Source organism: Bacillus salitolerans (assembly GCF_042680805.1).
GTDB classification, from domain to species: domain Bacteria; phylum Bacillota; class Bacilli; order Bacillales; family SA4; genus Bacillus_CJ; species Bacillus_CJ salitolerans.
In genome coordinates this window covers 125,881-150,568 of sequence record NZ_JBHUEM010000045.1, presented here as the reverse complement: position 1 = coordinate 150,568, position 24,688 = coordinate 125,881, and the positions used below count along the sequence as shown (strand labels likewise).

General features: G+C 35.4%; 29 protein-coding genes. 18 read left to right on the top strand and 11 right to left on the bottom strand.

The features are described from left to right. Positions 1–43: 43 nt before the first annotated feature. The 8 genes from ACFSCX_RS18510 (at position 44) to ACFSCX_RS18475 (ending at position 7,007) form a co-directional block, all read left to right on the top strand. Positions 44–889 (top strand): ComEC/Rec2 family competence protein, encoded by an 846-nt coding sequence (locus tag ACFSCX_RS18510; protein ID WP_377929723.1) that lies wholly within the window; start codon positions 44–46, stop codon positions 887–889. Between the two features lie 424 nt (positions 890–1,313). Beyond that, positions 1,314–1,484 carry a YpmA family protein gene (locus ACFSCX_RS18505; RefSeq protein WP_377929722.1) on the top strand — a complete coding sequence of 57 codons (171 nt, stop codon included), beginning with the start codon at positions 1,314–1,316 and terminating at the stop codon, positions 1,482–1,484. Between the two features lie 12 nt (positions 1,485–1,496). Continuing rightward, the gene (locus ACFSCX_RS18500) at positions 1,497–1,970 is read left to right on the top strand and encodes a PepSY domain-containing protein (RefSeq protein WP_377929721.1); all 474 of its coding nucleotides are present in this window, start codon (positions 1,497–1,499) and stop codon (positions 1,968–1,970) included. Positions 1,971–1,983: 13 nt separating this feature from the next. Then, entirely contained in the window at positions 1,984–3,171 is a 1,188-nt protein-coding gene (locus tag ACFSCX_RS18495; protein WP_377929720.1) for a pyridoxal phosphate-dependent aminotransferase, read from the top strand. Positions 3,172–3,454: 283 nt separating this feature from the next. Beyond that, entirely contained in the window at positions 3,455–4,747 is a 1,293-nt protein-coding gene (gene asnS, locus ACFSCX_RS18490) for an asparagine--tRNA ligase (protein ID WP_377929719.1), read from the top strand. Positions 4,748–5,115: 368 nt separating this feature from the next. Beyond that, positions 5,116–5,811, top strand: coding sequence for a DnaD domain-containing protein (locus ACFSCX_RS18485; RefSeq protein WP_377929718.1), 696 nt, complete (start codon positions 5,116–5,118; stop codon positions 5,809–5,811). A 19-nt stretch (positions 5,812–5,830) separates the two neighbouring features. Next, a complete protein-coding gene (gene nth, locus ACFSCX_RS18480; protein WP_377929717.1) occupies positions 5,831–6,481 on the top strand; it encodes an endonuclease III in 651 nt (216 codons plus the stop codon). Between the two features lies 1 nt (position 6,482). After that, complete coding sequence (locus ACFSCX_RS18475; protein ID WP_377929716.1) at positions 6,483–7,007, top strand: YpoC family protein; 525 nt, start codon at positions 6,483–6,485, stop codon at positions 7,005–7,007. 31 nt (positions 7,008–7,038) lie between these two features. Here ACFSCX_RS18475 and ACFSCX_RS18470 read toward each other — a convergent pair whose 3' ends face one another. After that, positions 7,039–9,555 (bottom strand): PBP1A family penicillin-binding protein, encoded by a 2,517-nt coding sequence (locus ACFSCX_RS18470; RefSeq protein WP_377929715.1) that lies wholly within the window; start codon positions 9,553–9,555, stop codon positions 7,039–7,041. Positions 9,556–9,591: 36 nt separating this feature from the next. Further along, entirely contained in the window at positions 9,592–10,194 is a 603-nt protein-coding gene (gene recU / locus ACFSCX_RS18465; RefSeq protein WP_377929714.1) for a Holliday junction resolvase RecU, read from the bottom strand. Positions 10,195–10,405: 211 nt separating this feature from the next. Between recU and ACFSCX_RS18460 the strand changes: the two genes are divergently transcribed. The 3 genes from ACFSCX_RS18460 (at position 10,406) to ACFSCX_RS18450 (ending at position 12,387) form a co-directional block, all read left to right on the top strand. Further along, on the top strand, positions 10,406–11,389 hold the full coding sequence (locus tag ACFSCX_RS18460; protein WP_377929713.1) for a DUF2515 domain-containing protein: 984 nt from the start codon (positions 10,406–10,408) through the stop codon (positions 11,387–11,389). Positions 11,390–11,722: 333 nt separating this feature from the next. Next, positions 11,723–11,950, top strand: coding sequence for a hypothetical protein (locus ACFSCX_RS18455; RefSeq protein WP_377929712.1), 228 nt, complete (start codon positions 11,723–11,725; stop codon positions 11,948–11,950). A gap of 62 nt (positions 11,951–12,012) precedes the next feature. Beyond that, positions 12,013–12,387 (top strand): YppE family protein, encoded by a 375-nt coding sequence (locus tag ACFSCX_RS18450; RefSeq protein WP_377929711.1) that lies wholly within the window; start codon positions 12,013–12,015, stop codon positions 12,385–12,387. 14 nt (positions 12,388–12,401) lie between these two features. On the opposite strand, the gene ACFSCX_RS18445 is transcribed toward ACFSCX_RS18450, so the two are convergent. Both ACFSCX_RS18445 and yppF read right to left on the bottom strand, forming a co-directional pair. Beyond that, the gene (locus tag ACFSCX_RS18445) at positions 12,402–12,575 is read right to left on the bottom strand and encodes a hypothetical protein (RefSeq protein ID WP_377929710.1); all 174 of its coding nucleotides are present in this window, start codon (positions 12,573–12,575) and stop codon (positions 12,402–12,404) included. Between the two features lie 108 nt (positions 12,576–12,683). Next, complete coding sequence (yppF, locus tag ACFSCX_RS18440) at positions 12,684–12,869, bottom strand: YppF family protein (RefSeq protein WP_377929709.1); 186 nt, start codon at positions 12,867–12,869, stop codon at positions 12,684–12,686. A 309-nt stretch (positions 12,870–13,178) separates the two neighbouring features. Here yppF and ACFSCX_RS18435 point away from each other — a divergent pair, with 309 nt between their 5' ends. The 3 genes from ACFSCX_RS18435 to ACFSCX_RS18425 all read left to right on the top strand — a co-directional run bounded on the left by ACFSCX_RS18435 (position 13,179) and on the right by ACFSCX_RS18425 (position 18,475). Beyond that, positions 13,179–16,304 (top strand): S-layer homology domain-containing protein, encoded by a 3,126-nt coding sequence (locus ACFSCX_RS18435; protein WP_377929708.1) that lies wholly within the window; start codon positions 13,179–13,181, stop codon positions 16,302–16,304. A 123-nt stretch (positions 16,305–16,427) separates the two neighbouring features. Then, positions 16,428–16,832 carry a YppG family protein gene (locus ACFSCX_RS18430; protein ID WP_377929707.1) on the top strand — a complete coding sequence of 135 codons (405 nt, stop codon included), beginning with the start codon at positions 16,428–16,430 and terminating at the stop codon, positions 16,830–16,832. A gap of 386 nt (positions 16,833–17,218) precedes the next feature. Further along, a complete protein-coding gene (locus ACFSCX_RS18425) occupies positions 17,219–18,475 on the top strand; it encodes an MFS transporter (RefSeq protein WP_377929706.1) in 1,257 nt (418 codons plus the stop codon). Here ACFSCX_RS18425 and ACFSCX_RS18420 read toward each other — a convergent pair. The 4 genes from ACFSCX_RS18420 to ACFSCX_RS18405 form a co-directional block, all read right to left on the bottom strand. Then, positions 18,472–18,633: a hypothetical protein gene (locus tag ACFSCX_RS18420; protein ID WP_377929705.1), complete on the bottom strand. Its 162-nt coding sequence runs from the start codon at positions 18,631–18,633 to the stop codon at positions 18,472–18,474. The two genes, ACFSCX_RS18425 and ACFSCX_RS18420, sit on opposite strands and share 4 nt — an antisense overlap. A 92-nt stretch (positions 18,634–18,725) precedes the next feature. Then, complete coding sequence (locus tag ACFSCX_RS18415) at positions 18,726–19,310, bottom strand: YitT family protein (protein WP_377929704.1); 585 nt, start codon at positions 19,308–19,310, stop codon at positions 18,726–18,728. A 100-nt stretch (positions 19,311–19,410) separates the two neighbouring features. Then, a complete protein-coding gene (locus tag ACFSCX_RS18410) occupies positions 19,411–19,662 on the bottom strand; it encodes a sporulation protein (RefSeq protein ID WP_377929703.1) in 252 nt (83 codons plus the stop codon). A 12-nt stretch (positions 19,663–19,674) separates the two neighbouring features. Then, complete coding sequence (locus ACFSCX_RS18405; protein WP_377929702.1) at positions 19,675–19,872, bottom strand: hypothetical protein; 198 nt, start codon at positions 19,870–19,872, stop codon at positions 19,675–19,677. A gap of 131 nt (positions 19,873–20,003) precedes the next feature. Here ACFSCX_RS18405 and ACFSCX_RS18400 point away from each other — a divergent pair, with 131 nt between their 5' ends. The 3 genes from ACFSCX_RS18400 to ACFSCX_RS18390 all read left to right on the top strand — a co-directional run bounded on the left by ACFSCX_RS18400 (position 20,004) and on the right by ACFSCX_RS18390 (position 22,476). Continuing rightward, a complete protein-coding gene (locus tag ACFSCX_RS18400) occupies positions 20,004–20,399 on the top strand; it encodes a YuzC family spore coat inner layer protein (RefSeq protein ID WP_377929701.1) in 396 nt (131 codons plus the stop codon). Positions 20,400–20,860: 461 nt separating this feature from the next. Continuing rightward, positions 20,861–21,973 (top strand): phosphatidylglycerol lysyltransferase domain-containing protein, encoded by a 1,113-nt coding sequence (locus tag ACFSCX_RS18395; protein ID WP_377929700.1) that lies wholly within the window; start codon positions 20,861–20,863, stop codon positions 21,971–21,973. 98 nt (positions 21,974–22,071) lie between these two features. Then, on the top strand, positions 22,072–22,476 hold the full coding sequence (locus ACFSCX_RS18390) for a cytosolic protein (protein ID WP_377929699.1): 405 nt from the start codon (positions 22,072–22,074) through the stop codon (positions 22,474–22,476). Positions 22,477–22,523: 47 nt separating this feature from the next. Here the strand turns inward: ACFSCX_RS18390 and ACFSCX_RS18385 are convergent, their stop codons facing one another. Continuing rightward, positions 22,524–22,817 carry a DUF6509 family protein gene (locus tag ACFSCX_RS18385; protein ID WP_377929698.1) on the bottom strand — a complete coding sequence of 98 codons (294 nt, stop codon included), beginning with the start codon at positions 22,815–22,817 and terminating at the stop codon, positions 22,524–22,526. A gap of 123 nt (positions 22,818–22,940) precedes the next feature. On the opposite strand from ACFSCX_RS18385, the gene ACFSCX_RS18380 reads away from it, so the two are divergent. Further along, a complete protein-coding gene (locus ACFSCX_RS18380) occupies positions 22,941–23,117 on the top strand; it encodes a hypothetical protein (RefSeq protein ID WP_377929697.1) in 177 nt (58 codons plus the stop codon). 30 nt (positions 23,118–23,147) lie between these two features. Here ACFSCX_RS18380 and ACFSCX_RS18375 read toward each other — a convergent pair whose 3' ends face one another. After that, on the bottom strand, positions 23,148–23,909 hold the full coding sequence (locus tag ACFSCX_RS18375) for a YqcI/YcgG family protein (protein ID WP_377929696.1): 762 nt from the start codon (positions 23,907–23,909) through the stop codon (positions 23,148–23,150). A 63-nt stretch (positions 23,910–23,972) separates the two neighbouring features. After that, positions 23,973–24,596, bottom strand: coding sequence for a LysE family transporter (locus ACFSCX_RS18370; protein ID WP_377929695.1), 624 nt, complete (start codon positions 24,594–24,596; stop codon positions 23,973–23,975). Positions 24,597–24,688: the final 92 nt, after the last annotated feature.

The following is a 24,688-nucleotide window of genomic DNA, read 5'->3' as shown; positions in this document are numbered from 1 at the left end:
GATTTTGACACACTATAAAGCTAGATGTTTTTGGAGGGATTTGATGAGAAAATTCATTTCGCTTTTGTGTCTTCTTTTAATTGTCGTTGGATTTGAGCAGCCGAAGCCTACTATTCCTACGAAAATTGAGAAAATTAATTTAAAGTTATTAGATGAGGAGTTAGCCATTACATTTTTTAATTTATCTGAAGGGGAAGCAACACTCATACAAAATAATAACGGTGAAGCAGTACTAGTAAACACAGGTAATCAATTTTCACAAAATGAGCTGATTAAATTTTTAAAACTTTATGGGGTTTCAACGATAAATAAAATAATTATTACTAAGATGGCTCCTGATTATGCTGGTAATGTCGACTTTCTTTGCAAATTGTTTGGTGTTAAAAATATCATAGTCCCTCATACAGAAACAAATCAAAACATTTCGTACCCAGCTAGGCTGAATTATTGGGAAGAAGGACGTATTGATGAACTATTTCCCGGCGTTACAACAAAGGTGCTACAGGTGATTGATAGTGAAAATGCTATGAACGTCTCGATGAAATATGGTAAACATCGCTTTTTATTTATGTCGGTTGCGAGCAAGTCTTTAGAGGATGAATTAATTAAGAAGACTGAGCTGAAGGATGTCAATATTTTAAAAGTTGCTGAATTTGCCAGTAATAATGGGACATCTCAGAAGTTGCTTGAAGCCGTAGACCCACAAGTGGCAATAATATTCAATAAAACAAATCTATACCCAAGTGCTGATGTACTTGAACGTCTACAAGGGACGTGGATTGATATTTATTATACGAGACAATTTGGGAATATCACCATAAAATCCAACAAAGAGAGATATGAAGTTATTACCATTACTGTAGAAAGTTTAAAAGAGATGGGAGGTTAAGACCTCCCAGTAACAAAAGGCGCAAGCACTCCGATTAGCCTCAGGCAGAGCGAATGTTCTGTATGAAGAAAAGGGAGGTCTTTACTTTTTCTTCATACTAGGTTATTTGACCTCTGGCGGGCTAGCGCTGGAGTCGGATTTACTAAGCACATCACTTAGTTATTCACGATGATGAGTGAGCTTTTAATTGTTCCTATAACAAAGAAAAAAACCTGATGCAAAAGGCAACAGGTCCTAAGTGTGGGTAAGAGAATATTTTTTTGGTCTGGAATAAAAGTTTAGTGTAATTTATTTTACTTCATAAAAGAACTGATATAATTAATGTTAACAGTAAGTGAAGTGACCTCGCTTTCTGTACTACTATTGTGACCATCTATGACCAATGATATTAGTTACAAATTTTGTGTTAAACGGAGGAATTTATATGGAGAGTAAGATTGAAGTCATTTCAACAGTTACAGTAAAAAACTCATCAGATCTTTATAAAATAGTGGATAGCCTAAATAGGAACCTTAAAGACCGTAACTTAATGTTTGGGCTTGCCTTAGATCAAGAAGATCAAGAGAAGGCGATTTTCACAATTTATCGTACATAGGGGTTCATTCATATGAAGAAATGGATTGTCGTATTACTTTGTATTCTCATTATTGTCATTTGGCAAAGTATTTTTACATATAAATCCGCCCAGGATTACTTAACAAATCAACATAAAAAAGCGATAAGCGCAGCAAAAGGCGTTGAATCCATAATGGAGGTTACGGATATTTCCACCTATCATGGTACTTCTTCCTATTCCATTATATATAGTATATTATCTGATGATAGTGAACGAATTATTTGTGTTCCGAATAAAGATAATTTAGAAATTATTACAATTGATCCTGAAGAAGGAATTTCTAAAGAAGAGGCAATCGAGATTGTTCGAAATAATCGAAATCCTTTATCCATATTATCCGTAACAATTGGAGTTGAACAAAATGTACCAATATGGGAAATTACTTATTTAGATCAACAGGAAAGGTATTCCTATTATTATGTGACATTTAAAGATGGAACCTTTATCAAAAGATACAGCTTATAGGAGGGAATATGAGATGAAATTAGCAAAAAGAGTAAGCGCATTAACTCCATCCACAACTCTTGAAATAACTGCAAAAGCAAAAGCGTTAAAAGATCAAGGATTTGATGTGATTGGTTTAGGAGCAGGTGAACCAGACTTCAATACCCCGGACCATATTATTGAGGCTGCAGTAAAAGCCATGAAGGAAGGTCATACAAAATATACGCCATCAGGTGGATTACCTACTCTAAAAAAAGCAATCATACAAAAGTTTAACCAGGATCAAGCCATCGAGTATGATGCTGCCCAAATTGTTGTATGTTCAGGGGCAAAACATGCTCTCTATACACTTTTCCAAGTTATATTAAATCCTGGCGATGAAGTAATTATTCCAACTCCTTATTGGGTTAGCTATCCAGAACAAGTAAAGCTTGCAGACGGAAAACCAGTATTCATTGAGGGAAGTGAATCAAATCAATTCAAAATTACCCCAGAGCAATTAGAATCAGCCATAACTAAAGAAACGAAAGCAGTTATTATTAATTCGCCAAGTAACCCAACTGGAATGATCTATTCCGAAAAGGAACTGCTACAAATTGGTGAAGTTTGTTTAAAACATGACATTCTAATTATTTCTGATGAAATCTATGAGAAATTAATATATGGTGATCATACCCATACTTCGATTGCTCAATTATCTCCTGAATTAAAGGAGAAGACGATTGTTATTAATGGGGTTTCAAAGTCGCATTCCATGACAGGTTGGAGAATTGGCTATGCTGCAGGAAATAAAGAAATTATTAGTGCTATGACAAATTTGGCTAGTCATAGTACATCAAATCCAACATCAGTTGCACAGTATGCGACGATAGCTGCATATGAAGGATCTCAAGAAATGCTTGAAACAATGAAGATAGCATTTGAAGAACGTTTAAATATTATTTATGAAAAGCTCCTGCATATTCCAGGGTTCACTTGCTTAAAGCCTCAAGGAGCATTCTATCTATTTCCAAACGTAACAAAAGCTGTGGAATTGACGGGTTATGAATCAGTTGATGAATGGGTAACAGCCATTTTAGAGCAGGAAAAGGTTGCCATTGTGCCAGGATCTGGTTTTGGAGCCCCTGATTATGTCCGATTATCCTATGCTACTTCCTTAGATTTGCTTGAAAAGGCAGTTGGACGAATTCATAATTTCATGACAGAAAACATGAAAGGCTAAATAGCCTTTCCTTTTTCTGTTCCAAAATGTATTACCATTCAAACATAAAAAAACAAAAACTGACAACAATCCTTTGTTGTAGTTGGATTATGACTTAGACTATACTATAATAATGAATATTACATAATTTCATATAGCTATTAGGAACGTATCGTTCCACCGAGGTACAATATAAATCCTTCATTTTAGCTATTTATCAAAATAAAAACAAACGAGGATCACCAATCATATAAAAACACATGGTGGTTTGCAAAGGTTTTTAATCTTTTTAGGAGGAAGCTTTGTGAAAACAACGATTGCAGAAGTAGGTAAATACGTAGGACAAGATGTTACAATTGGAGTATGGCTTGCTAACAAACGTTCAAGTGGTAAAATAGCCTTTTTACAACTACGAGATGGGACTGGCTTTATTCAAGGTGTAGTTGTAAAAAATGAAGTAGCAGAGGAAGTATTTGAAAATGCTAAATCTATTACGCAGGAAACTTCTCTTTATGTTACAGGAGAAGTGCGTGAGGATAAACGGTCTCCATTTGGGTATGAGCTAGGGATTAAAAAGATCGAGATCATTCATGATGCTATAGAGTACCCAATTACTCCTAAGGAACATGGGGTCGAATTTTTAATGGATCATCGTCATTTATGGCTACGCTCAAAAAAACAGCATGCCGTAATGAAAATTCGAAATGAAGTCATTCGAGCTACATATGAATTTTTCAATAACAATGGATTTACAAAAGTGGACCCTCCTATTTTAACCGGTAGTGCACCAGAAGGAACGACAGAATTATTCGCTACTAAGTACTTTGATGAAGATGCTTATCTATCTCAAAGTGGTCAATTATACATGGAGGCAGCAGCAATGGCACTAGGGAAGGTCTTTTCCTTTGGTCCGACATTCCGTGCAGAGAAGTCAAAAACAAGACGCCACTTAATCGAATTTTGGATGATTGAACCGGAGATGGCCTTTTATGAATTCGAAGATAATTTAAGAGTACAAGAGGAATACGTGTCATATATTGTTCAATCTGTGTTAAACAATTGTAAGCTCGAATTAGGGGTATTGGAAAGAGATGTAGCCAAATTAGAAAAAATCACGGCTCCATTCCCAAGAATTTCTTATGATGATGCTATACAATTCTTAAAAGACAAAGGCTTTACAGATATTGAATGGGGAGATGATTTTGGTGCTCCACACGAAACAGCTATCGCTGAAAGTTATGAAAAGCCAGTCTTTATCACACATTATCCGACAACACTTAAGCCTTTTTATATGCAGCCACATCCGACTCGTGAAGATGTAGTACTTTGCGCAGATTTAATTGCACCAGAAGGTTACGGTGAAATAATTGGTGGATCTGAACGAATCCATGACCATAATTTGTTAAAGCAGCGTTTAGAAGAACATGGCTTACTCGATGGTGCCTATAAGTGGTACCTAGAATTAAGACAATATGGTTCTGTTCCACACTCTGGATTTGGACTAGGTTTAGAAAGAACAGTTGCTTGGATAAGTGGTGTTGAACACGTACGTGAAACAATTCCATTCCCACGTTTATTAAATCGTTTATATCCATAAGAAAGAAAGGTCCCCTTTGGGGGCCTTTTTAAATTATTAAGAATGTACAAATCTTTTCAGCAAGAGAATGGGCTAGTGACTTGGAATCCAGCTTCAGCAGCACCCAGCCACTCGAGGTTACATAACCTGTCATGATTAAAAGGGAGAACCACCCTTTTTTCATGACAGAACATTTGCTCTGCCTTAGGCTAACCGGGGCGCTTTGAGTCTTTTGTTCATCTAAAAGTCAATACTGTGGAATTACCTAGCCTTAATAATGGGCAAGAACGTCAAGATGTGGAAAAATTAACTACAGAAGAATCAAATCCTGTTCTTGTCATGTACATGTTATAATATTAGGATGAATGAAAGGATTGAGGGGAAATGTCATGAAAAGAGAAAGAATGATTGAATGGCTTGAACAGGGAAGCATAGCACTTCCAAAGCTCCTAGTTAACAACTATTCAAGATTAGGTTTGAACGAAAGTGAGTTTATGTTGCTTGTGCATGTTCACCTTTCAATAGAAAGTGGAAATCCGTTTCCTACCCCTGAAGAGATTTCAAATAAAATGTCTATTACGGAATATGACTGTATGGACATACTTAGGAAATTGATACAAAGAGGGTTTCTAAAAATAGAGATTAATGAACATTCAGAGATGATCGGTGAAAAATACACACTACAACCCCTTTGGGAAAGGATTTTACTTCTTTTTCAACAAGATGAGCAACATGATTTGAAGATGCAATCCAAACATATGGAGGCAAACCTTTATATCTTATTTGAGCAGGAGTTTGGACGACCTTTATCTCCCATTGAAATAGAGACGTTGTCGATATGGGTTGACCAGGACCACCATGATCCAATTCTTATTAAAGCAGCATTAAAGGAAGCTGTTCTATCAGGAAAAATGAATTTTAGATATATAGATCGTATCTTATTTGACTGGAAAAAGAAGGGGATTAAATCTACACAAGAAGCAAAATTACAAGGTCAAAGGGTTAGACAAAACAATACGAAAACAAGTAGGTCAGCTCAAGTAGATGTAGAAAAATCAGTCAATCATTGGTCAAATCAAGAATAAAAAAAGGGTGAAAATCGTCATGTTAACTAAAAAGCAAATTCGCTTTTGCTTAGATACAATGGGAGAGATGTTTCCAGATGCGCATTGTGAGTTAAACCATTCAAATCCTTTTGAACTCGTTATAGCCGTTAGTCTTTCTGCACAATGTACCGATGCTCTCGTCAATAAGGTGACCAACCATTTATTTGAGAAGTATAAAACACCGCAAGATTATTTAGCAGTTTCAGAAGAGGAATTGCAAAATGACATTCGTTCCATTGGATTATTTCGAAACAAGGCAAAAAATATTCGAAAGCTTTCACAATTATTGATGGATGAATACGATGGAATTATACCAAATGATAGAGATGAACTAACAAAATTGCCGGGAGTCGGACGGAAAACAGCAAATGTTGTCGTTTCAGTAGCTTTCAATGAGCCTGCAATCGCTGTAGACACACATGTAGAGCGAGTAAGTAAACGACTTGCTTTTTGTAGATGGAAAGACAGCGTTCTTGAGGTAGAGAAGACATTAATGAGAAAAGTCCCAAAAGATGAGTGGTCTGTTACACATCATAGAATGATTTTCTTTGGAAGGTATCATTGTAAGGCACAAAACCCACAGTGTGATAGTTGTCCACTATTGGAGGTTTGTCGTGAGGGACAAAAGAGGATCAAGGGGGGAAAGTAAGGTGACAAGTCGTATAAACTTGTTGATTCCTTGTCATTTTCAACCTTCTCTATTTTTTAATAATAAAGAATGGATAACGATTAATAAAGGTGAAGAATTACTTTATGAACCGTTTCTTTATGATATAGCATATTACCATAAAATTTCAATCGATAAGCCGTGGGAGAATAATAGGGCTCTTGTTCTAAAATTATATGATAGATGGACTGAAGACAAAGAAATCTTGAAGTTGTTTTTTAACAATAGAAATCGACAAGGGGCTCGCCCATATATGATTAAAAGCTTAGGCTTTTTCATCATGTTCATATGTTGGTCAAATCAACAACCAGTACTTTCTATAACTGATTGGACGACACAAGTATCTAGACTTCCTATTAAGCCCGTTAATATGATTGAAAGACTGAACCATATATTCACTTCACCTGATCATTATCATTCATACCTTCAACTTACCCAGTTATATGAAGAACTTAATAAACAATATCAAAAATCATTCATATTAAAACAAAAAGAAACACCGAAATAATGATATTTCGGTGTTTTCTTTCATTTATTATCTAATTGCCATCTCCATTGGAAGGTGGATTTTGCCCTTGATCTCCTTGATCTCCTTCATTGCTACCTGGATCATTACCTTCATTTTCGTCTTCATTACCAGGTTGGTCCTGGTCATTTTCATCATCAGGAATGATATCAAGGTCTAAATCAATCTCAGTCTCAGCAGGGATTTCTATACGAACCTCTCCAACATCACTTCGATTCTCAATAAAGTCATCGTTATATGCTGTCACCCTAAAGGTATAAATAGCACCTTTAATAGGATTTGTCATATTTAATCCTAAATCTTTTGTTGTTTTTAATACATTAAATGGACCTTCATCCACAGAGTATTGAACTTCAAATGTAATGCCTTCTCGTAATTCTTCAGGATATAGCCACGTTAAAGTTAACTGTTTTAAATCAACGTCATAGTTAATAGATACATCAGTTGGGGCTTCAGGCTTTTGATAAAGTTCTGATACCTCTTTTGGCTCTGTTCCTTTGATAAAGTACTCTTTAACAATTTGGTCTTTAGGTGTAAATTCACTTGGTAGTTTTGGTGGATTTGAGCCTTTCTCTACTTCAACTAATATAACATTATTAGGCTTAACAAAATCTGATTTCTCTTTTCCTTCTGATACATGTTGCACAATTTCTTTAAATAATTGTTTAGCAATCGCTTTTTCTTCACTGCTTAAAATATAATTTGTCTCACTCGTCTTGCTATACCCTGTCCAGACAGCAAGAGTGTAATTGGGTGTGTAACCTGCAAACCATATATCTGGTACACCACCGGATTTAATATTGTATTTTTTCTTTGTATCGCTATCAAAATTTGTAGTTCCTGTTTTTCCAGCTACTTGTAATCCTGAAATATTTGCACTTCTACCTGTTCCTGAACGTACTACTGATCTCATCATGTCTGTCACCATGAAAGCAGTAGATTCTTTCATGACCACTTTTGGCTCAGGTTTCATATCAACCTCTGTCTTATCCATAAATACCACTTTTGTTACAGTATGAGGTTTAATAAACACACCCTTATTTCCAAAAGAACTAAATGCACCTGCAAGCTGCAGAGGTGACACTCCATTGAAGCCACCAATTGAATGAGATTCATAAATTTGGTCGCCAACAGGGATACCTAGATTTGCAGCAAAATCTCTTGCCTTAGATAATCCAACTTCTTGCAATGTTTTAAGAGCTGGTATATTTCTGGAATCAGCTAATGCTTCTCTTATAGACATCTGACCCTTATACTTATTGTCATAGTTTTTCAGTGGTGTACCATTAGAATACGTATGAGCTTCGTCAACGATTTGATGATACGTTGACCATTGTAAATACTCAATAGCTGGTCCATAATCGATTATAGGTTTAATCGTAGAACCGGGTTGACGATTAATATCTGTCGCAAAATTAAAATCTGCAGCCTGTCGGTTTCTACCACCACCAATTGCTCTTACTTCGCCTGTCTGGGTGTCGGTTAAAACAAGCCCTGCTTGGAATTCTTCATTTGGGAATTGAACTACATCATTTGTATTTAATACATTTTCAACATATGCCTGTGCCTCTGGATCAAGAGTCGTATAAATTTGAAGTCCAGCGGAGAATACATCAACGTCTCCAAGTTCTGATACTTCTTTTATCACTTGATCAATGAAAGAATCATATGGTCTCGGATCCTTCTGGACCTTAACTAATGTAGACTCTACTGGAATTTCCTTTGCAGCAGTAGCCTCCTGTTCAGTAATAAATCCGTGCTTTGCCATTAAGGTCAACACAATATTACGTCTCTCTTCGGCAGCCTCTGGGTTCTTAAATGGATTGTATCTGTTTGGACTTTGTGGCATTCCTGCTAGTAATGCTGCTTCATGAAGCTCTAATTCATGTAAAGTCTTTCCAAAATAGGCTTCTGCAGCAGTCGCAACACCATGGACCTGGCCGAAGGAGGTGCTAGAAAAATAGATTTTATTCACATACATTTCAAATATTTGTACTTTAGAAAACTTCTGCTCCAATTTAATGGCTAACCACTGTTCTTGTAGTTTACGATCAATTGTTTTTTCAGGTGATAAAAAGTAATTTTTTACGACTTGTTGTGTGATCGTACTTGCTCCTTCGGCTCCAAAGCCTTCTTGAAAGTTTGCAATGACTGCCCCAACTAAACGCCTTAAATCAACACCGTGATGATCATAAAAACGAATATCCTCAACCGAAATAAATGCGTTTTCAACTAACTTTGGAATATCCTGATATTTCACGTATGTCCTTTTTTCAATCCCTAGTTCTGCAACCTTATTTCCATTCATATCATAAACCTTTGATGAAACAGGGTCTTTCAATTGTGATTCATCAATTGGTGGAGCATCTTTCACTATGGCATAGAATGTTACCGCGCCTGCAACCATTCCAACAATACCAAGTATAAACAGTGCCATGATAAGCTTTTTAAAAAATGAAGATGTAGATTTTTTTTGATTTCCTGTATTTTTTGTTTTTTTATATTGTGATCTCGTTCGATTTTCTGCCATACTTTATTCCTGCCTTTCAACTTCACCTTCTAGATGTCATTTAAAATAGAATGTGTCAATAATAGAGATATAATCAATTCTAGGCTGAAACCCGATAGGAATCATGTGACCTTTTTCAGCAATTTCAGATTTTGAAATCGATTTTCTTCCCCCTTTTTTTTGTCTTTCCCAAAATAAAAAGAGGTGATCAGCTTCTAGAAAAAAGACTTCCTCTGTTGTAGCAAAGCGAAGAATGACAAAGCATATCCCTGACTGAGCTTTTACATTTTTCATATGTAGTATTTGATGATCATGAAAATTTTGAAGAGGAAATGATGTTTTATTCTTTGTCTCTTTTGCTTCAAAGTCGATATATCTTCCTTTATATACCCCATTATAATCAGTAGTTGAAGCTTGTTTAAAATAAGCTTCTTTGATGACTGCAGCACTCCTTTTGGGATAATCAACATTTACAATTTGCACTGGTGTTGGCTTTTTATGAATAACTGCAATTTGTCTTTCTAAATAATAATGATTCGTTACATTTATATCTTCTTCGAGGGTCATTCCGCGATTACTATATGAAAATTTTTTTTTACTTTCTATAGGTATGTTTGAACTACCTTGAAATATTTTACCGTTTGGATACCGTATTGACATGCTCACACTCCTCTTTTGAGGCACAATTATTAGACGTATTGACTTCAATAGAAGTTACATTCGATTTTTTATTGATTATGTACCTTGTTTTAAATAAGCTGGTTGTTTCCTATTCGTATCATATCAAAAAATTGCTTTGAAAGGTTGTAAAAAACATAAAGATGGTTCTTTCAGCCCTTTTTGTACATTCTAATTAGAGAGGATGAGAGAGATGGGGGTGAGGAATATCTTCAATGAAGAGGTAAAAATCATTAATTGTATTAAGGAGAAAACCAGAGAAGGAAATATCGATAATATTACGAGAACAAAAGCCTACGAAGATTTTTATAAACAATATAAAGAAATTAAGTGGTCATTTCTAGCGAGTATGGTTTCAAGGAATGCTGGTTGGAGTATGGGGGATTTACAAGGTAGTTGGCTTCCGAGAGTTCTTTCTCAGGAACTTAGAAGAAGATTATTTCTAACTTATGAGAGAGCGAATTGGCTCATATTTTCAGATGCTTTTCCACAACTATGTCTTTACGCAGCCTCTAAAAAGCTGAACAGACCATTATTTCATTTACTACCTATTTTTCATGTTTCACCATTTATGGTTAAGGAATGGATGAAATTTTGGGAATCACATGATCAAACAAGGCTACTATATTCCTTAATCATAAATGAACAAAATGTAATTCAAAAGCCGGTTATCGAGCATCCTGTATATAGGCGAAGAGTCTTTCATACATGGTTGTTTTTTTTGCAAGACAGATTGCATTTTAGCTTTGTTCTCTTTCCAACTCTTTCGGGTGAATTGTATGGTTTATCTGTACACGAGTTCTGGAAGCTAGATAGTCGAATCAGATTGGGAAAGAGGTTAGCAAATCTCTTGTTTGATCCTTCACTTTACTCACAGTTTGCTGAGTTTTCACTAAAAGTAGACCACTCCGGATCTAGACATGACTATGAAAAATATGTTTATAAGGAAAAAGTTCGAGACACGCCGAGGCTAAGAGAAGCATTTACCGTCGTTCCTCACAGTAGGGACTATTTTTTTCAATGGAGTGCAACGAAAAGACAAATAAACAAATGGTTAAAGCATGAGAAATTACCAAAACAAGTAAAGATAACAAACTGGTATATGAAGAAGCAAGAACAGCTTCATACTGCTGTTGAATTGGATGAGTATTTATTACACTTACTTAAGGCAACATAAAAAATAAGCAAGGAAGGTTCCTTGCTTATTTTTTATGTTGAAGGTCGATTTGGTCCTTCTAGCTTTTTATTTCCATATCCTGGTGAAGTTTCTTCTTGTTTACGTGTATCAGTAGATTTATCCTGCTTTTTGCTCAAGTTGGATGCCACCTCCTTAAATTAGTTTTTACATTCGACTATTTTTCATTCTTGATAATGTTATTGTCGAACGCAAAAAAAAATTTAGCGAAAACCACTTTCTTTGGCGAATAGACACTAGTTTTGTCAGCCTTGAAGGGAGCATCCAACTATATATTGAATACATAAGAAACACTTATTGTAGGAGGGTTTTCAAATGACAAAAGTAGTATCATTAGATTGTATTGAGAAGGCATTTGATGAAGTCCTTATTAGCTTAGACGTAGTTGAGAGAATAATTGAGGAACATATAGAGATTGAAATTAACGAAATGAAGTTAGCCCAGGTGGAAAAGATACATTATATCAGACAGAGGATGAACAAGCTTGAAATGAACAAATCAGATTCGTATTTACCAGTGTATAAGCTTGCAATGGGCAGATAGCTTGAAAATATATATATAGCAGGGGTATGATAGTTGTATTATAAGTTAATGATGGTGATTAAATGGATAACAACCAACTTTATTTAGATACAAAACAATTAATACAATACAATCAGAAGCTAAGTGAAATATTTACACAGATCAAGACCGCAAATGAGCCAGCAGATTTTTTCGGTGTAGTTAAACCTACTGCTGATGAAATATGGCAGGTTCTAGATCGATGGAAGCCACAAGTTCTGGATTGGATCAAAATTGAAAAACCTAAATATTTTCATCCTAATCAAATTGAAAGTACTTGCGAAAATATCCAAGCTGTGTCTGTCCAAGCCTTTTTCCCTGATACAAAGGAGAAGAGGTTTAAAGAACTAATTCGCTCCAATAAATATATTTTCGATACTTTAATTGAACTTCTAGAGAAACAAGAAAAGAGCCAATAAGGCTCTTTTCTTGTTTAGTCCGTATCTTTTTTAACTTCAATTGTTACGGCACGATCCCCGTAGCTTGCGACAGGTTCAATCGCATACTCTACATTTTCTGTATGTTTTGGAGGTACTTGCTTTCCTCTCTTCGGTAATTCATGGTCATGCCCTTTGATTTTATGATTAAATGACTTCCCTCTGCCCATCACAATCACTCCTCATCATAATATGGTGCATTATTAATGTGCGAATTACAGGGCAAAATATGTTGCTTTATCAAAAGGTAACTTCTGTCATGAAATGGGTGTAAAAATTTATAATTGTCCTTCCAATGTGTAATCTGCCTTTACTTCTAATTCTTTTACTATTTCTCGGTATTCTACAATTGAAATATCGTTTCTGATGTAACATACCTTAGCAAATTGAAGGAGTTCTATTGTTTCTATTGGTTCTTGTTGTTTTAGTGCAATAAATTTATTTCGCAGTTCTACTAATTTCATTCGACCAAGCCCCCCAATAAAAGATACATTCATCTTATCAGATAAACTTCTTTTTCATTGATTTTAAAAAATTTTAACTTCCGACAAAAATTTACGTTTTTCTTATAAACTAGTTAGATTTGTCGTTTTCTCAAAGAGTAGTCAACTTTATTTTTAGAAAGTTTAACTTTGGAGATGATAGAAGAAGGTGATTCAAAAATGAAAAAATCAAGAATCATCTTGGTATTTTTTAAAATTAGCACATATTCTCATCATTGTTGGGAAAGATGAGAAGGAATAATCACAATGAATAAAGAGGTGACGTAAATTATGGTGAATGTTTTGCGCCATGAGTTAAAGAAACAAGGTAATGAAACAACCATCATCGTATATTTAGATTCAAACTTAACGGAGTTTGCAGAGGAGTTTGGGTCCAGATCTAATGGAGATCAAGAAGATGTTAGAAAAAGTGTGAAGGGTTATATCAGTCAAAAGTTTCCTAATCTAAAAAATGCAACTGTAAAAGTTATGGTAGGTTCAATGCTAGTAACTTCCTTCGCTGTTGGGGGTGGTATTCTAGCTGGTGCAGGAAAAGCAGAAGCAGCTGCTCCAACTGCTCAAGCTGCTCAAGCTGCTGCACAAAACTTTAAAGATATTTCTGGAACAATGGATGAGGAAACAAGAACAGCCATTGGACAGCTATCTACTGCTGAAGTTATTAAAGGATATGATGACGGAACATTTAAGCCATACCAAGAAATTAATCGTATGCAGGCAGCTGTAATTCTCGTTCGAACTCTTGGGCTTGATACAACAAATGTAACAGATCCAGGGTTTAAGGACATTCCAAAAACTCATATGTATTATAAAGAAATTGCAGCTGCAACAAATGCAGGACTTTTCAACGAAGCTGATAACTTCAATCCAGACGGTGTATTCACAAGAGGACAGGCTGCATCCGTACTAGCACGTGCTTTTGACCTTGATGCCGAAACAAAAACAACGCCATTTAATGATGTTGTTGGTAGTGGCCATGAACAAGGAATTGGCGTACTCTTTAATAAAGGAATGGTTAAAGGAAAGTCAGCCACTTCATTTGATCCAAACGGTAAACTAAATCGTTCACAATTTGCTCTAATGCTTCAACGCTCGTTTAAAGTGGATGAGGTAAAACCTAAGCTATCCGAACAAGTAAGAGATCGATTAGGTATCGAAGTTACACCGGGTGCACCAGTTGATCCAGTCGAACCAGATGATGTAGTAGCGGCAACTGCTGCGGTAGATGCATATGAAGCATTAACTGTTGGAAGCTATTCTGACTACTTAACTTCTGTTGGTTTAGAAACAGCTGCGAGAGCATCGGTTGATGTATTAACGGATGAGACAGTTAAAGCGGATCTTAGTGCAAGAGTTGATGCGCAAGCGGCAACTAACACAGGAATTGTTAATACTGCAGTATCAAACGTGACAGCTGCAACGAATCATGTAGCATTGAGTGGAGCGTTAGGATTCTTCTCTGATGTAAATAATGATTTAATTGCCCAGTATGATACAGCTATTACAAATGATATTGATACAGCAGATGAAATTCAAACGACTATTTATTCTCAAAATCTAATTAGTAAATTTAACACGGCTGTCCCATCAACTGCTGATGATCGAGGAGATATTAATCAGCTAGCATTTTATGCGGCGATTCAATATGGAGCAGATAAGGGATTATTGACAAATGTTGATTTAGATGTATATTTTGATACTTATTTAGATAGTGCTGTTGCATTAACAGGTGCTGTGACAACAGTAGATACGATTCAAGATAGTGTGATTTCACCTGCTGTTAATGCAATCTTAACTGATGCAACGAACAAAGTTGCATCTGCTGAAGGAAACCCAACAGGATTAACGGCCGATAATAGTAAGACGCTTATTCAAGAAGCTCAGAATTCAATTAATGGATTACCTGATGGTATTAGTAATAACACGACTTCAAAAGCTGCTCTTCAAGAACGACTTGATAAAGTGAAGGCTGTTTTACCAGTCATTGATGCTGATAATCAAGTTGAATTATTAGGAGCATTGCAACAGTCAACCTACTTTGACCGTATTAATGTAGACTTCATTGCTGACTATGAATCATCTATTAATGCCATTGCAGGTACAAAATCTGTTGATAACGTTCAAGGTGCCATTGATTCAGTTAACCTGTCAAAAGCACAAACAGCTGTCACAGCTGCTGAAGGTGACACTACATCATCAACTAAAATCGCAACTGCACAAAGTTATGTTGATTTAGTAAAACCTGATGCTGAAAATGTTACAACAAAAGCAGATTTACAAGCACGCGTTAATGCATTAGTCGAAAATCTACCATTAGAAACTGCGCTTGATGATGCTAATGCATTGACTGGTACAAGCTCAAATGACGGTATATTAGCAGCGTTATCTTCATTGTCCGTTTCATCACCGGATTTTGATATTGCAACAGTTGATCACAACTTCCTACCACAGATTGCTGCACAAATTGATGCAGATGGGGCAGGAGGCGACTTAACAGCTGCACAAATTCAAACATCTGTAGAAAAAGCCCTTGTTGGAGTTGTTGGTGGATTAACAGCTGCTTCTGCTGATGCTGATGTACTAGCAGCACTTGCGGGATTATCCAAAGCCTCTACCGCATTTGAATATAATACAGTCATCGAAAATCTGTCAAATGAATATGCAACAGCTATTGGTGGAGCCCTTGCAGCGGATAAGGATAGTGCAGCTGAAATTCAAACGATTATTCAAAGCATTCCATTAACACAAGCAAATGCATTAACTGGTGCGTCAACTAATGATGATATTAGTAAAGCTTTAAGCTCTTTAGCCACATCATCTGCTGATTTAAATGCTGCGACAATTAATAGTGCGCTATTAAATCAGTATGCAACCCAAATTGCTGCAGATAAAACAGCAAAAGCAGCAGATTTAACAGCAGCAGAAATCCAAGATTCACTAGATGTAGTGAATAATTTACATGCAGTAAACACTGTAACAAGTGCTTCTGACATGAGAACTGCATTAACAACATTTGCAGTTGAAACAGGTCATACCACATATCTTGATTTATCAGGAGTGGCGAAATTAGAAGTTGCACAATCGATTCTCGGATCACGTGCTGATCAAACAGATAGTAAGTTCGCTAATACAACGGCTGTGACTTCTGAAATTGATGCGAAAATCTCTGAACGAGCTACTTTAATTGGTAACGTTAATGGAGCAACAAGCATAACGGCAATGAATACAGCTTTAGATGCGTTAAATTATGGTCCGTATGAAGCATTATCATCAACAGAAAAAATCAATACGGCAGAAGCGTTCCTTAACGCAGTTCCTAAGGATGCAAATGGTAATCCAATTGCTTATACTTCCCTAGGTGCGATCCACTCAGCAATTGACACTGCCATTGGAAGATAATATAGAAAAGATTCAACTGCTATGTAGTAGTTGGATCTTTTTTATTCATTTAAAAATACACCTTTCCCTTTCCTTCCTCATAATAATAGTAGTATGAGACATTTACCTAGGGAGGAAAGAAACATGTTTGGACACAAGCATCGAAGAAGAATGGTTCAAAATAAAATTCCTTACAGTGGTTATTCGTATCCTTATCCAAGTGGGCATTCTCAATCTAATCAAAACAATTATATGTACTATCCAAATCAAGGGTTCTATGGTATGCCAAATCAGGCGTCACAATTACCTAGTTATGGGCAACCAAATATGCAGCAGCCGTTCTTTATGCCATATCCAAAATCCATGCAGCAAAGTGCCCCGAAACCACCACAAGGCGGGATGCAATCGATCCTAGCCCAGTTCAAGACGAAGGAAGGTGGCTATGATTTTAATAAAATGGTGAATACCGCCGGTCAAATGATGAATACTGTAAATCAATTAAACGGGATGGTCAAACAAGTCGGAGCACTTTTTAAGACAAAAGTTTAGAATGGGGTGGAAGCCCCATTCTTTTTTCATTTTAGAAATGATAATTTCAGCTTCATAAAAAAATACGCTAGGTTGCTAAAAAACGGAAGATGGGGGTATAGAAATCCTGCTCTGATGTGGAATTCGATCATTTTAACTTTTTAAGATATTTAGAGCGGAAAATCTAATAATCCAACGATTTTCACCATATTCCACCTTTTAGACTATTATGGAAAAACAAAAGCATCTACTCAAGAAATACAGTTCAAAGAATCGGCACTTTTTTATATAAAAAAATACTTTAAATAGTAGTAAAAAAATATATTGCAAGTTTATGAATACAGGAGTAAACTCCTTCTATAAACATTTCGAGTATCGAAGAAAAATTCGAAGGAAGTTGAGCTCCAATGAACTATTCAATGGAAATAATCAAAAAAAATGAAGCATTAAGTAAATGGAATGGTGCAGCATCCATTTTCTCACAAAGCTTTATAAGTAGCTTTATCCCGTTATTTGCGATACAGGTATTAGGCGCAAGTAACTTTCAAGTCGGTCTTATCAGCTCGATGCCGTCCTTTATGACGATGCTTGCGATGATTCCTGGCGCAATATGGATCAATAGACTTGAGTTAAAAAAAATGTTTACGGCCTATACGGTGTTTGCTGCTAGGTTTTGCTTATTTTTAATCAGTTTAATTCCATTCATTCCCATGACAAATCATGCTTGGATCTTAGTCGCTTTTATTGGGTTAATGAATTTTCCAAATGCGCTAGCAACATTGTCTTGGCAATCATTTATTGGAGATTTAATTCCAGATGAACGAAGAGGAAAGTTTTTTAGTGAAAGAAACAGAATTTTGACGATCGTTGGGATGATCGTTACCTTTATCGCGGGAATTTCCTTAAATGTATTTGAAAAAACAGATCCAGTGCCATATCAATGGATTTTTATAATAGGGTTTTTATTTGGAGTACTAGAAGTATATTATTTAATAAAGCATTTTGAAATGAAAAAGACGCAGAAGCAAGTGAAACAAATGAATCCCAATATGTTTTTTGCCATGTTCACATATAAACCATATTTCTACTTTTTACTTTGTGCAATTCTATTCAATTTTGGTTGGCAAATGGCGTGGCCGTTATTTAACATTTACCAAATTAATGATGCCCATGCTAGCGCGTTTTGGATTAGTTTGTTTACAGTGGCGAACCAAGTCTCACAAATTGTCAGCTATAAATGGTGGGGAGTATTTGCAGATCGCTATGGAAATACAATGATGCTCTTTATTGCATCAATGGGAATTGGTACTGCACCTTTTTTAACGATATTATCAACAAATCTTTATTATTTAACTTTTGTTAATTTATGGACAGGAGCATTTGTTGCAGGAACGGTAATGCTCTTATTTAATCAGCTTCTGAGAGTTTCCCCTGATGAAAGAAGAACATCATTTCTTGCTAACTATAATTTACTAATTGCTGTAATTGGATGTATTGCACCGCAAGTAGGAGTATTTTTATTGGAATGGTTTGGTATTCACGTTGCCATGACACTTTCTTCTGTCATTAGATGGTTAGGAGCATTTTCATTCTTACTCGTCTTTTATATAGAGTATAAAAATAAACGGAAGAAGAAGGAAATGAACCCTTCTGTTCCACTTTAATCATTCCTTTTACTTACCATTTGTTCATCATGATATTTTTTAGCTAAAAGTGCAAATACTTCATTATACGATAATCCTGAATTTGCATTTAATCGTTTTACTTCTTCAATATCGGTATTACTATATTGTTTGGTAGAAAATACTTTATCATTTTTCATAAGTTATCCTCCAATTTAAAAGCAAAGTTTATTTGTATCATGTTCCAATAAAGAGAAGGTATTCAAGGAAAAGAGTGACAATGCATCAATTGTTACTCTTCTTTACTATAAGTATAGGTGCAAAATGTTGTAAACACGCCCACAAAAAAAACAGTTAAGCTTGAATATAGGAGCGAGGAATTTTGAATCAGTTGGCTACCTGAAACGACAATAGTGAAATCAAATAGAAAAATGATGAACCCAACATTTAAGGGAATAATGGATGAGAAAAATTGAGCAAGCAAATCTAGTCCACCAGTACTTGTTCTATATCGAAGCATTAATCCAATGCCTATACCAATTAGTGATCCTCCCATTATGGAGCTTACATAAATGGGAAGTTGAAATGATTCTCGAATTGGATATAAAATATCAATAAAAAACGAGGATAAAAGTAAGCCATGAATACTATTTAAGAAAAAAGACCGGTTGTAAAAATAGGTCAAAATATAAATAGGAAAACTCAGAAGAATAATCGTGAGTCCTGTTTCAAACCCCCATTTATATTTCGCTATAAGTCCAAGTCCAATCATGCCGCCCTCCATAAGATGGTGTGGAATGATAAACGCATTAACACCTACCCCAATAAGAAAACTTCCAATTAGAACGGCTAATATCCTTTCAAACAATGGTATCATCCTTCCAAGAAACGTTCATCTAGTCCAATATATGTACAAGCAATACACGAAATTACATCATTTGTATAAAAGAAAAAAGTCGCCATAATAGGCGACTTTTTTAAATGAGTAATTCATAAACGTTGTTTAGTTCTGACATTCTTGTATAGTCTTGTTCTTCTAAAGCATGATTAATTTCATCGGGTAATATTTTATTTAAATATAAGGTTTCTTCTTCGTCCAAAGCTCTTACGAATGCTTGCTCGTTCTCGTATTGAGTGGATTCTAGTTTTTCATATATTTGTCTGGATTGTGCTTGATGATCTAAATAATTTGACAAAATCTCTCTCAAGTAACCTAATGTTTGTTCCATCTTCTCACTCCATTATGATTTGCGGAAATATTGGTTGAATTTTTCTTCTGCGGTGACGGAAAAATCATCATGATGATAATATGGGTTTTCTTCCTTATTACTTTTTGGATCCAAGTTCGTCTTAATGACAAAAGTGGGTTCACTTGTCGGTTCTGCAATAATACGGTCAGATAAAGAATCGAAATCAGGTATCTCTTTGTTTCCTGTCATTTCGCTTTCACCCCCTCATGTTATATTCCTACCTTGTATAACAAACTATTCTAAAAAAAAATGTTTTTAGTTCCATTAACCAAGCATCAATACATACATTGTTATTGTAGTAAAAAAGGGAGGGGAAACGATTGTCAGCTATTCGAAATTATCAATACTTCGGTGGACAACCAGTTAAATGGGGAGAGTATGAACCAATTTTTTATACCGCGCAAAGTAATACGAATCGTGAGTTTCCAGAAGTTGATGTAACATTATTTAATGAATCAGCCAATGCCTTTAAGCGGCTAATGAGGGACGCCTCAATCGTATTAGATGCGCTTGCTGGTTCTAAGCATTTTGATTTTGAGCTCATGTCTGCAGCACAAGTATCCGATAAGAAAAAGGTAGATCAATTAATTCAATCAACTGGGATAAAATCAAAGGTGGATACAACCTATAACCCAGACGGAATCACATTAAATTTCCAGGAAAGTGTTAAGAATACAGAATGCTGTAAACTTACAATGAAGCTTAGGTGGAGATAGGACTTACCAAACGGTAGGTCCTTTTTTTAATTATTATGAAAGTAAAAAAATTTTCAGCAAGAGAATGGGCTAGTGACTTGGAATCCAGCTTCAGCACCCAGCCAAGATGAAATGGCGACGATCTTTGCCATTTCATCCTACTCGAGGGAAAAAGAAAAATCACTTTTTTCCTTAGTCAAATAACCTGTCATGAATAAAAGGGAAAACTACCCTTTTTTTCATGACAGAACATTTGCTTTGCCTTAGGCTAAACGGTGCGCCCTGAGCCTTTTGTTCTCTAATCTCTCACAATGGAGCCAAGAAAATAATATGTTCACAAGCAGGATTTTATGGTATGTTTGAATAAGTTTTGTTCGATAAATTTCTATACTCATATTCGAATAGGATGAGGACTATAAGGATAATTTTGAACTATTACAATTACTAGGGGGCACTTTCACTTTATAGTTTGGAGGGACAACATGGTATTTATTACGAGTAGTATCTTCTTCCTACTATTTCTATCTTTGGCTAGCCGTAAATTCGGTCAACAGTATAGTGATACATTATATCATGATACCTGTTCTTTAGATTTATTTCGCTTTATGACCAATTATGGTGGTCATTCACTATCACATCTTATGTTTTTAAATGATAAATTTGGATATTGGGCAGCAAGAAGATCTGTATATTTCAGTTTTCAGAAAAAAGGGAAAAGAATGATTGTGTTAGGTGATCCGATTGGTGACGAGCAATTATTTCAAGATGCGATGAGGGAGTTGCAGGAAGATTGTGAAAAAAACAAGATTAAAAGTCCTGTTTTTTACCAAATATCAGCGAAATATATGCATTTATATGACCAATATGCTTATCGCACGATCAAAATTGGAGAGGAAGCAAAGGTATCTTTAAAGGATTTCTCTCTTACAGGCAAACAAGGAGCGAAGCTAAGATCTAGTAGGAATAAATTTCAGCGAGAAGGGTTTATATTTAAAGTGGTTTATCCACCATATAGCCAAGTGCAACTGGAAGAAATTAAAGAAGTGTCAGATCAATGGATTGGTAAACGAGCTGAAAAAGGCTTTTCAGTAAGTTTCTTTCATGAAGATTATGTCTCTAAGTTCCCAATTGCACTCATGTATAATTCTGACCATAACTTAATCGCATTCGCGACTTTGCCTTCACATCAAGCAGATCAAGAAAAAACCATTCATATTGACTTGATGAGATATATTCCGAACAGTCCAAATGGTACGATGGATGTGTTATTTACTTCTATCTTTTTTTGGGCAAAAGAATTGAATTATGACTATTGTAGTCTTGGCATGGCACCACTTTCAAATGTAGGGAATTGCGAAGATTCGAACTCATTCTATGAAAAACTTGGACAAGTTATCTTTAATCATGGAGAAGTGTTTTACAAATTTAAGGGCTTAAAAAAATATAAAGCAAAGTTTGCCACACATTGGGAGCCAAGGTATATCGCGTATAAAAATATTTCGATTATAGGAGTATTATTTAGACTTGTTTTATTAGTTCACAAAACAACTTTAATCACAAAACACTGGCCCATTATCATGAAAAGGGCAAGCTAGAAAGAATAAATACCGTTATTTATCAGGATTGTCCTTGACTAAATAGACAAAAATAGTATTGTAAAATCATCTTATACTAACAGAAAGAAGGAATCGATATGAAATCGTTTACGGTCAATTTCCATGCTGAGGATCAAATGAAGCCAATGACTGTTAATAAATTGACAGAAGAAGACTTTCATGCACTTACAGAGGGTGGTACAAGACATTTGTTTGAATTAGATACAAATGTTGGTTTTTTTGTATTTTTTGATGCAGAAGATCAAACTGGTAATGAGCATTATCTTGTTCTTCAATATGAAGAAGGAGAAGAAGACCCAGTGGCATGCTATGAATTTGAGCTCAACGACTTTTATCAATTTACTGCCCTTTACTTAAATGATCTACAGTTTAGTGATGAGTTAAACGAAGAGGATCATGAGGAAGAGGAATACGGTCCTATTCACCATTTGGCACACTTAATGTATCATATTTTTGAAGATGGTAAAAATATAGAAGTTTAAAAGAGAAAGATCCCCATAATTATGGGGATCTTTTCTATTCATATTACTTATTCAGCCTCAGAGATATGTTCCATACAAAACGAAAGAATCATTTCCTCCTCATCCTCTTCAAGGCCGAAATCTAAATAAGCATTCGTCGAACGATTGTGAAACGTATATTGTGATATTCGTGCATGATTCCCTTCTACAGCGAGAATCACTCTTAGACTTACCCCATCATCCAAAAAAAGCTCATCCTCTTCGTCAACCTCTAGGTTTAATATGTACTCAAATCGGTGCCCAGCTAAAATACCGGTAGGATCTTTAATCTCTTCTACTGAATAGTCATGAATTGTAAACATTCTCAATCACCTACAAAAATTTATTATTTACAGTTAGTTTGTTCTATATTATTATACACAGAAGGATATATTGATAATAATATGTTTGATGCTCTAATTGAAAATTAAAGGAGATAAAATAAAATGACTGAAGAAAGAAAAAAAATTAGCCTGCAAGACGCTATTAAACAACAATTAGCAAACAAGAAAAATAACCAAGAATCAGGTAAGGGTTCAAATGCACTAGCAAGCTCCACACCTAAAATGAAAAGCCAACATACAAAAAAACCAAATAATCAACGAAGAAAAACTGGTGCATAAAAAAGATCCTTTCAAGGGATCTTTTTTTGATTATTTTCGTAGTGATTTTAAGGTATTCCGAATATATGAAAAAGGACAGGATGGAGCAGTTGACTGGTCGTCCCGTAGGAAATATTGTTTCCATTCGAAATTATCGTTCTGCCCATACATATTTAGGTTAGGATGTGCTGGGATTGAATCATATTTCTGCAATCTTTTCCGAATTGATTTTTTTACCTTACCTACATGTTTTGAACCTGAATTAAACTTTTCTAGTACCCATCTTGGTGTAATTGCAAGTAGTAAATATGGAAAACTTCGACTTTGTCGCTGAACATGGCCTGGTGTCCCGCAGTAAACAAAATATTGTTCCCCGTGGAAGCAAAACTCCCATATGTGGTGATTAGGATCAGTAGGAATATCGCTTGGCCAGTCTTTTATATCGTGTTTTGTTGTTTCGTTTAGTAACGACCAAAATATATTTTCATAATCAACAATAGTTGATGTTTTGATTAGATCAAGTGGAGTATCACAGAAGATAATAAGTGATGTATAATCTCCAAGTTCTCTGGACTTTTGAGTGTATTTCTTTAATAAATATGCTAATTGTTGTCCACTGGTTTTTTTTCTAGGGTCATCGACAAATCCATAACGAAGTTGATTCGAAAAGTATCCTTGGGTAGCAGGAATACAAGGGAACTTTCTTTCCTTATCACTAAGTTTGGTTGAAAACAAATCAAATGCATTTAGCTGCCAGTCCGTAAGATTAGACAAATTCTGTGTGAAATCTTCTTTGCTATACAAATATCCCATACCCTAGCCTCCTTTACACAATACTGTATTAGAGGGATTGGGCATGGGTGAATGTCCAATATGCTAAAATATAATTAGGTAGGCTTGAATTCCAAAGTATAACCCGAATCCAATTAAGGATAAACCAGACAAAATAGAAATGATTTTAAGTAATTTCGTTGTGAGTAAGTTTCTAAATGAGCTTGATAAAGCTGCCATCGACACGTCCCATAATAGTAATCCTAAAATGATTGCAAAGCTATAGGTTGCTAATTGGTTCATTGTAAAATTGGAGGCGGTCTTAGCGATGATTGAACCATAGATCCCTAGCCAGAATAGGATTGTTAAAGGGTTTGATAATGCCATTAGAAATCCTGTCAAAAAAGTTTTTATCTTTGATTCCACTTCACCTCTTGTAGTTACTCCAATTTGACCAGCACTTATCATACTTTCAATACCTGTATAAGTCAGTACAAAAAAACCGAATGACCACAAAAATGCCTTAACAATTGGTATCTCGATAAAATGAACCATACCTAGATAAACTAAACACATATATATGATATCTGCCACAACCGATCCTAGTCCAATTAACCATGCATGAAAAAAACCGTTTTTTATTCCTCTGTCTAGTTGTGCAGCATTTATTGGCCCAATGGGGGCTGCTAACGAAAGACCAAGAAATATATAGCTTAAAAAAACGCTCATGTTAACACCTCTGAATGATTATTGTATAATTTGATAGTGACTTGTACATATGTATGCACGTAACCGAGGTTGTACAACTAAAAATGAATTCG

Excerpts from the sequence above, each read along its gene's own strand:
- ACFSCX_RS18470 (WP_377929715.1), bottom strand. The coding sequence starts at position 9,555 with ATGGCAGAAAATCGAACGAGATCACAATATAAAAAAACAAAAAATACA.
- ACFSCX_RS18375 (WP_377929696.1), bottom strand. The coding sequence starts at position 23,909 with ATGGGATATTTGTATAGCAAAGAAGATTTCACACAGAATTTGTCTAAT.
- recU (WP_377929714.1), bottom strand. The coding sequence starts at position 10,194 with ATGTCAATACGGTATCCAAACGGTAAAATATTTCAAGGTAGTTCAAAC.
- ACFSCX_RS18410 (WP_377929703.1), bottom strand. The coding sequence starts at position 19,662 with ATGGAACAAACATTAGGTTACTTGAGAGAGATTTTGTCAAATTATTTA.
- ACFSCX_RS18425 (WP_377929706.1), top strand. The coding sequence starts at position 17,219 with ATGAACTATTCAATGGAAATAATCAAAAAAAATGAAGCATTAAGTAAA.
- ACFSCX_RS18405 (WP_377929702.1), bottom strand. The coding sequence starts at position 19,872 with ATGACAGGAAACAAAGAGATACCTGATTTCGATTCTTTATCTGACCGT.
- ACFSCX_RS18445 (WP_377929710.1), bottom strand. The coding sequence starts at position 12,575 with ATGGGCAGAGGGAAGTCATTTAATCATAAAATCAAAGGGCATGACCAT.
- ACFSCX_RS18455 (WP_377929712.1), top strand. The coding sequence starts at position 11,723 with ATGACAAAAGTAGTATCATTAGATTGTATTGAGAAGGCATTTGATGAA.
- ACFSCX_RS18435 (WP_377929708.1), top strand. The coding sequence starts at position 13,179 with ATGGTGAATGTTTTGCGCCATGAGTTAAAGAAACAAGGTAATGAAACA.
- yppF (WP_377929709.1), bottom strand. The coding sequence starts at position 12,869 with ATGAAATTAGTAGAACTGCGAAATAAATTTATTGCACTAAAACAACAA.
- nth (WP_377929717.1), top strand. The coding sequence starts at position 5,831 with ATGTTAACTAAAAAGCAAATTCGCTTTTGCTTAGATACAATGGGAGAG.
- ACFSCX_RS18500 (WP_377929721.1), top strand. The coding sequence starts at position 1,497 with ATGAAGAAATGGATTGTCGTATTACTTTGTATTCTCATTATTGTCATT.
- ACFSCX_RS18420 (WP_377929705.1), bottom strand. The coding sequence starts at position 18,633 with ATGAAAAATGATAAAGTATTTTCTACCAAACAATATAGTAATACCGAT.
- ACFSCX_RS18450 (WP_377929711.1), top strand. The coding sequence starts at position 12,013 with ATGGATAACAACCAACTTTATTTAGATACAAAACAATTAATACAATAC.
- ACFSCX_RS18415 (WP_377929704.1), bottom strand. The coding sequence starts at position 19,310 with ATGATACCATTGTTTGAAAGGATATTAGCCGTTCTAATTGGAAGTTTT.
- ACFSCX_RS18505 (WP_377929722.1), top strand. The coding sequence starts at position 1,314 with ATGGAGAGTAAGATTGAAGTCATTTCAACAGTTACAGTAAAAAACTCA.
- ACFSCX_RS18485 (WP_377929718.1), top strand. The coding sequence starts at position 5,116 with ATGAAAAGAGAAAGAATGATTGAATGGCTTGAACAGGGAAGCATAGCA.
- ACFSCX_RS18380 (WP_377929697.1), top strand. The coding sequence starts at position 22,941 with ATGACTGAAGAAAGAAAAAAAATTAGCCTGCAAGACGCTATTAAACAA.
- ACFSCX_RS18495 (WP_377929720.1), top strand. The coding sequence starts at position 1,984 with ATGAAATTAGCAAAAAGAGTAAGCGCATTAACTCCATCCACAACTCTT.
- ACFSCX_RS18395 (WP_377929700.1), top strand. The coding sequence starts at position 20,861 with ATGGTATTTATTACGAGTAGTATCTTCTTCCTACTATTTCTATCTTTG.
- ACFSCX_RS18430 (WP_377929707.1), top strand. The coding sequence starts at position 16,428 with ATGTTTGGACACAAGCATCGAAGAAGAATGGTTCAAAATAAAATTCCT.
- ACFSCX_RS18385 (WP_377929698.1), bottom strand. The coding sequence starts at position 22,817 with ATGTTTACAATTCATGACTATTCAGTAGAAGAGATTAAAGATCCTACC.
- ACFSCX_RS18510 (WP_377929723.1), top strand. The coding sequence starts at position 44 with ATGAGAAAATTCATTTCGCTTTTGTGTCTTCTTTTAATTGTCGTTGGA.
- ACFSCX_RS18370 (WP_377929695.1), bottom strand. The coding sequence starts at position 24,596 with ATGAGCGTTTTTTTAAGCTATATATTTCTTGGTCTTTCGTTAGCAGCC.
- ACFSCX_RS18460 (WP_377929713.1), top strand. The coding sequence starts at position 10,406 with ATGGGGGTGAGGAATATCTTCAATGAAGAGGTAAAAATCATTAATTGT.
- ACFSCX_RS18390 (WP_377929699.1), top strand. The coding sequence starts at position 22,072 with ATGAAATCGTTTACGGTCAATTTCCATGCTGAGGATCAAATGAAGCCA.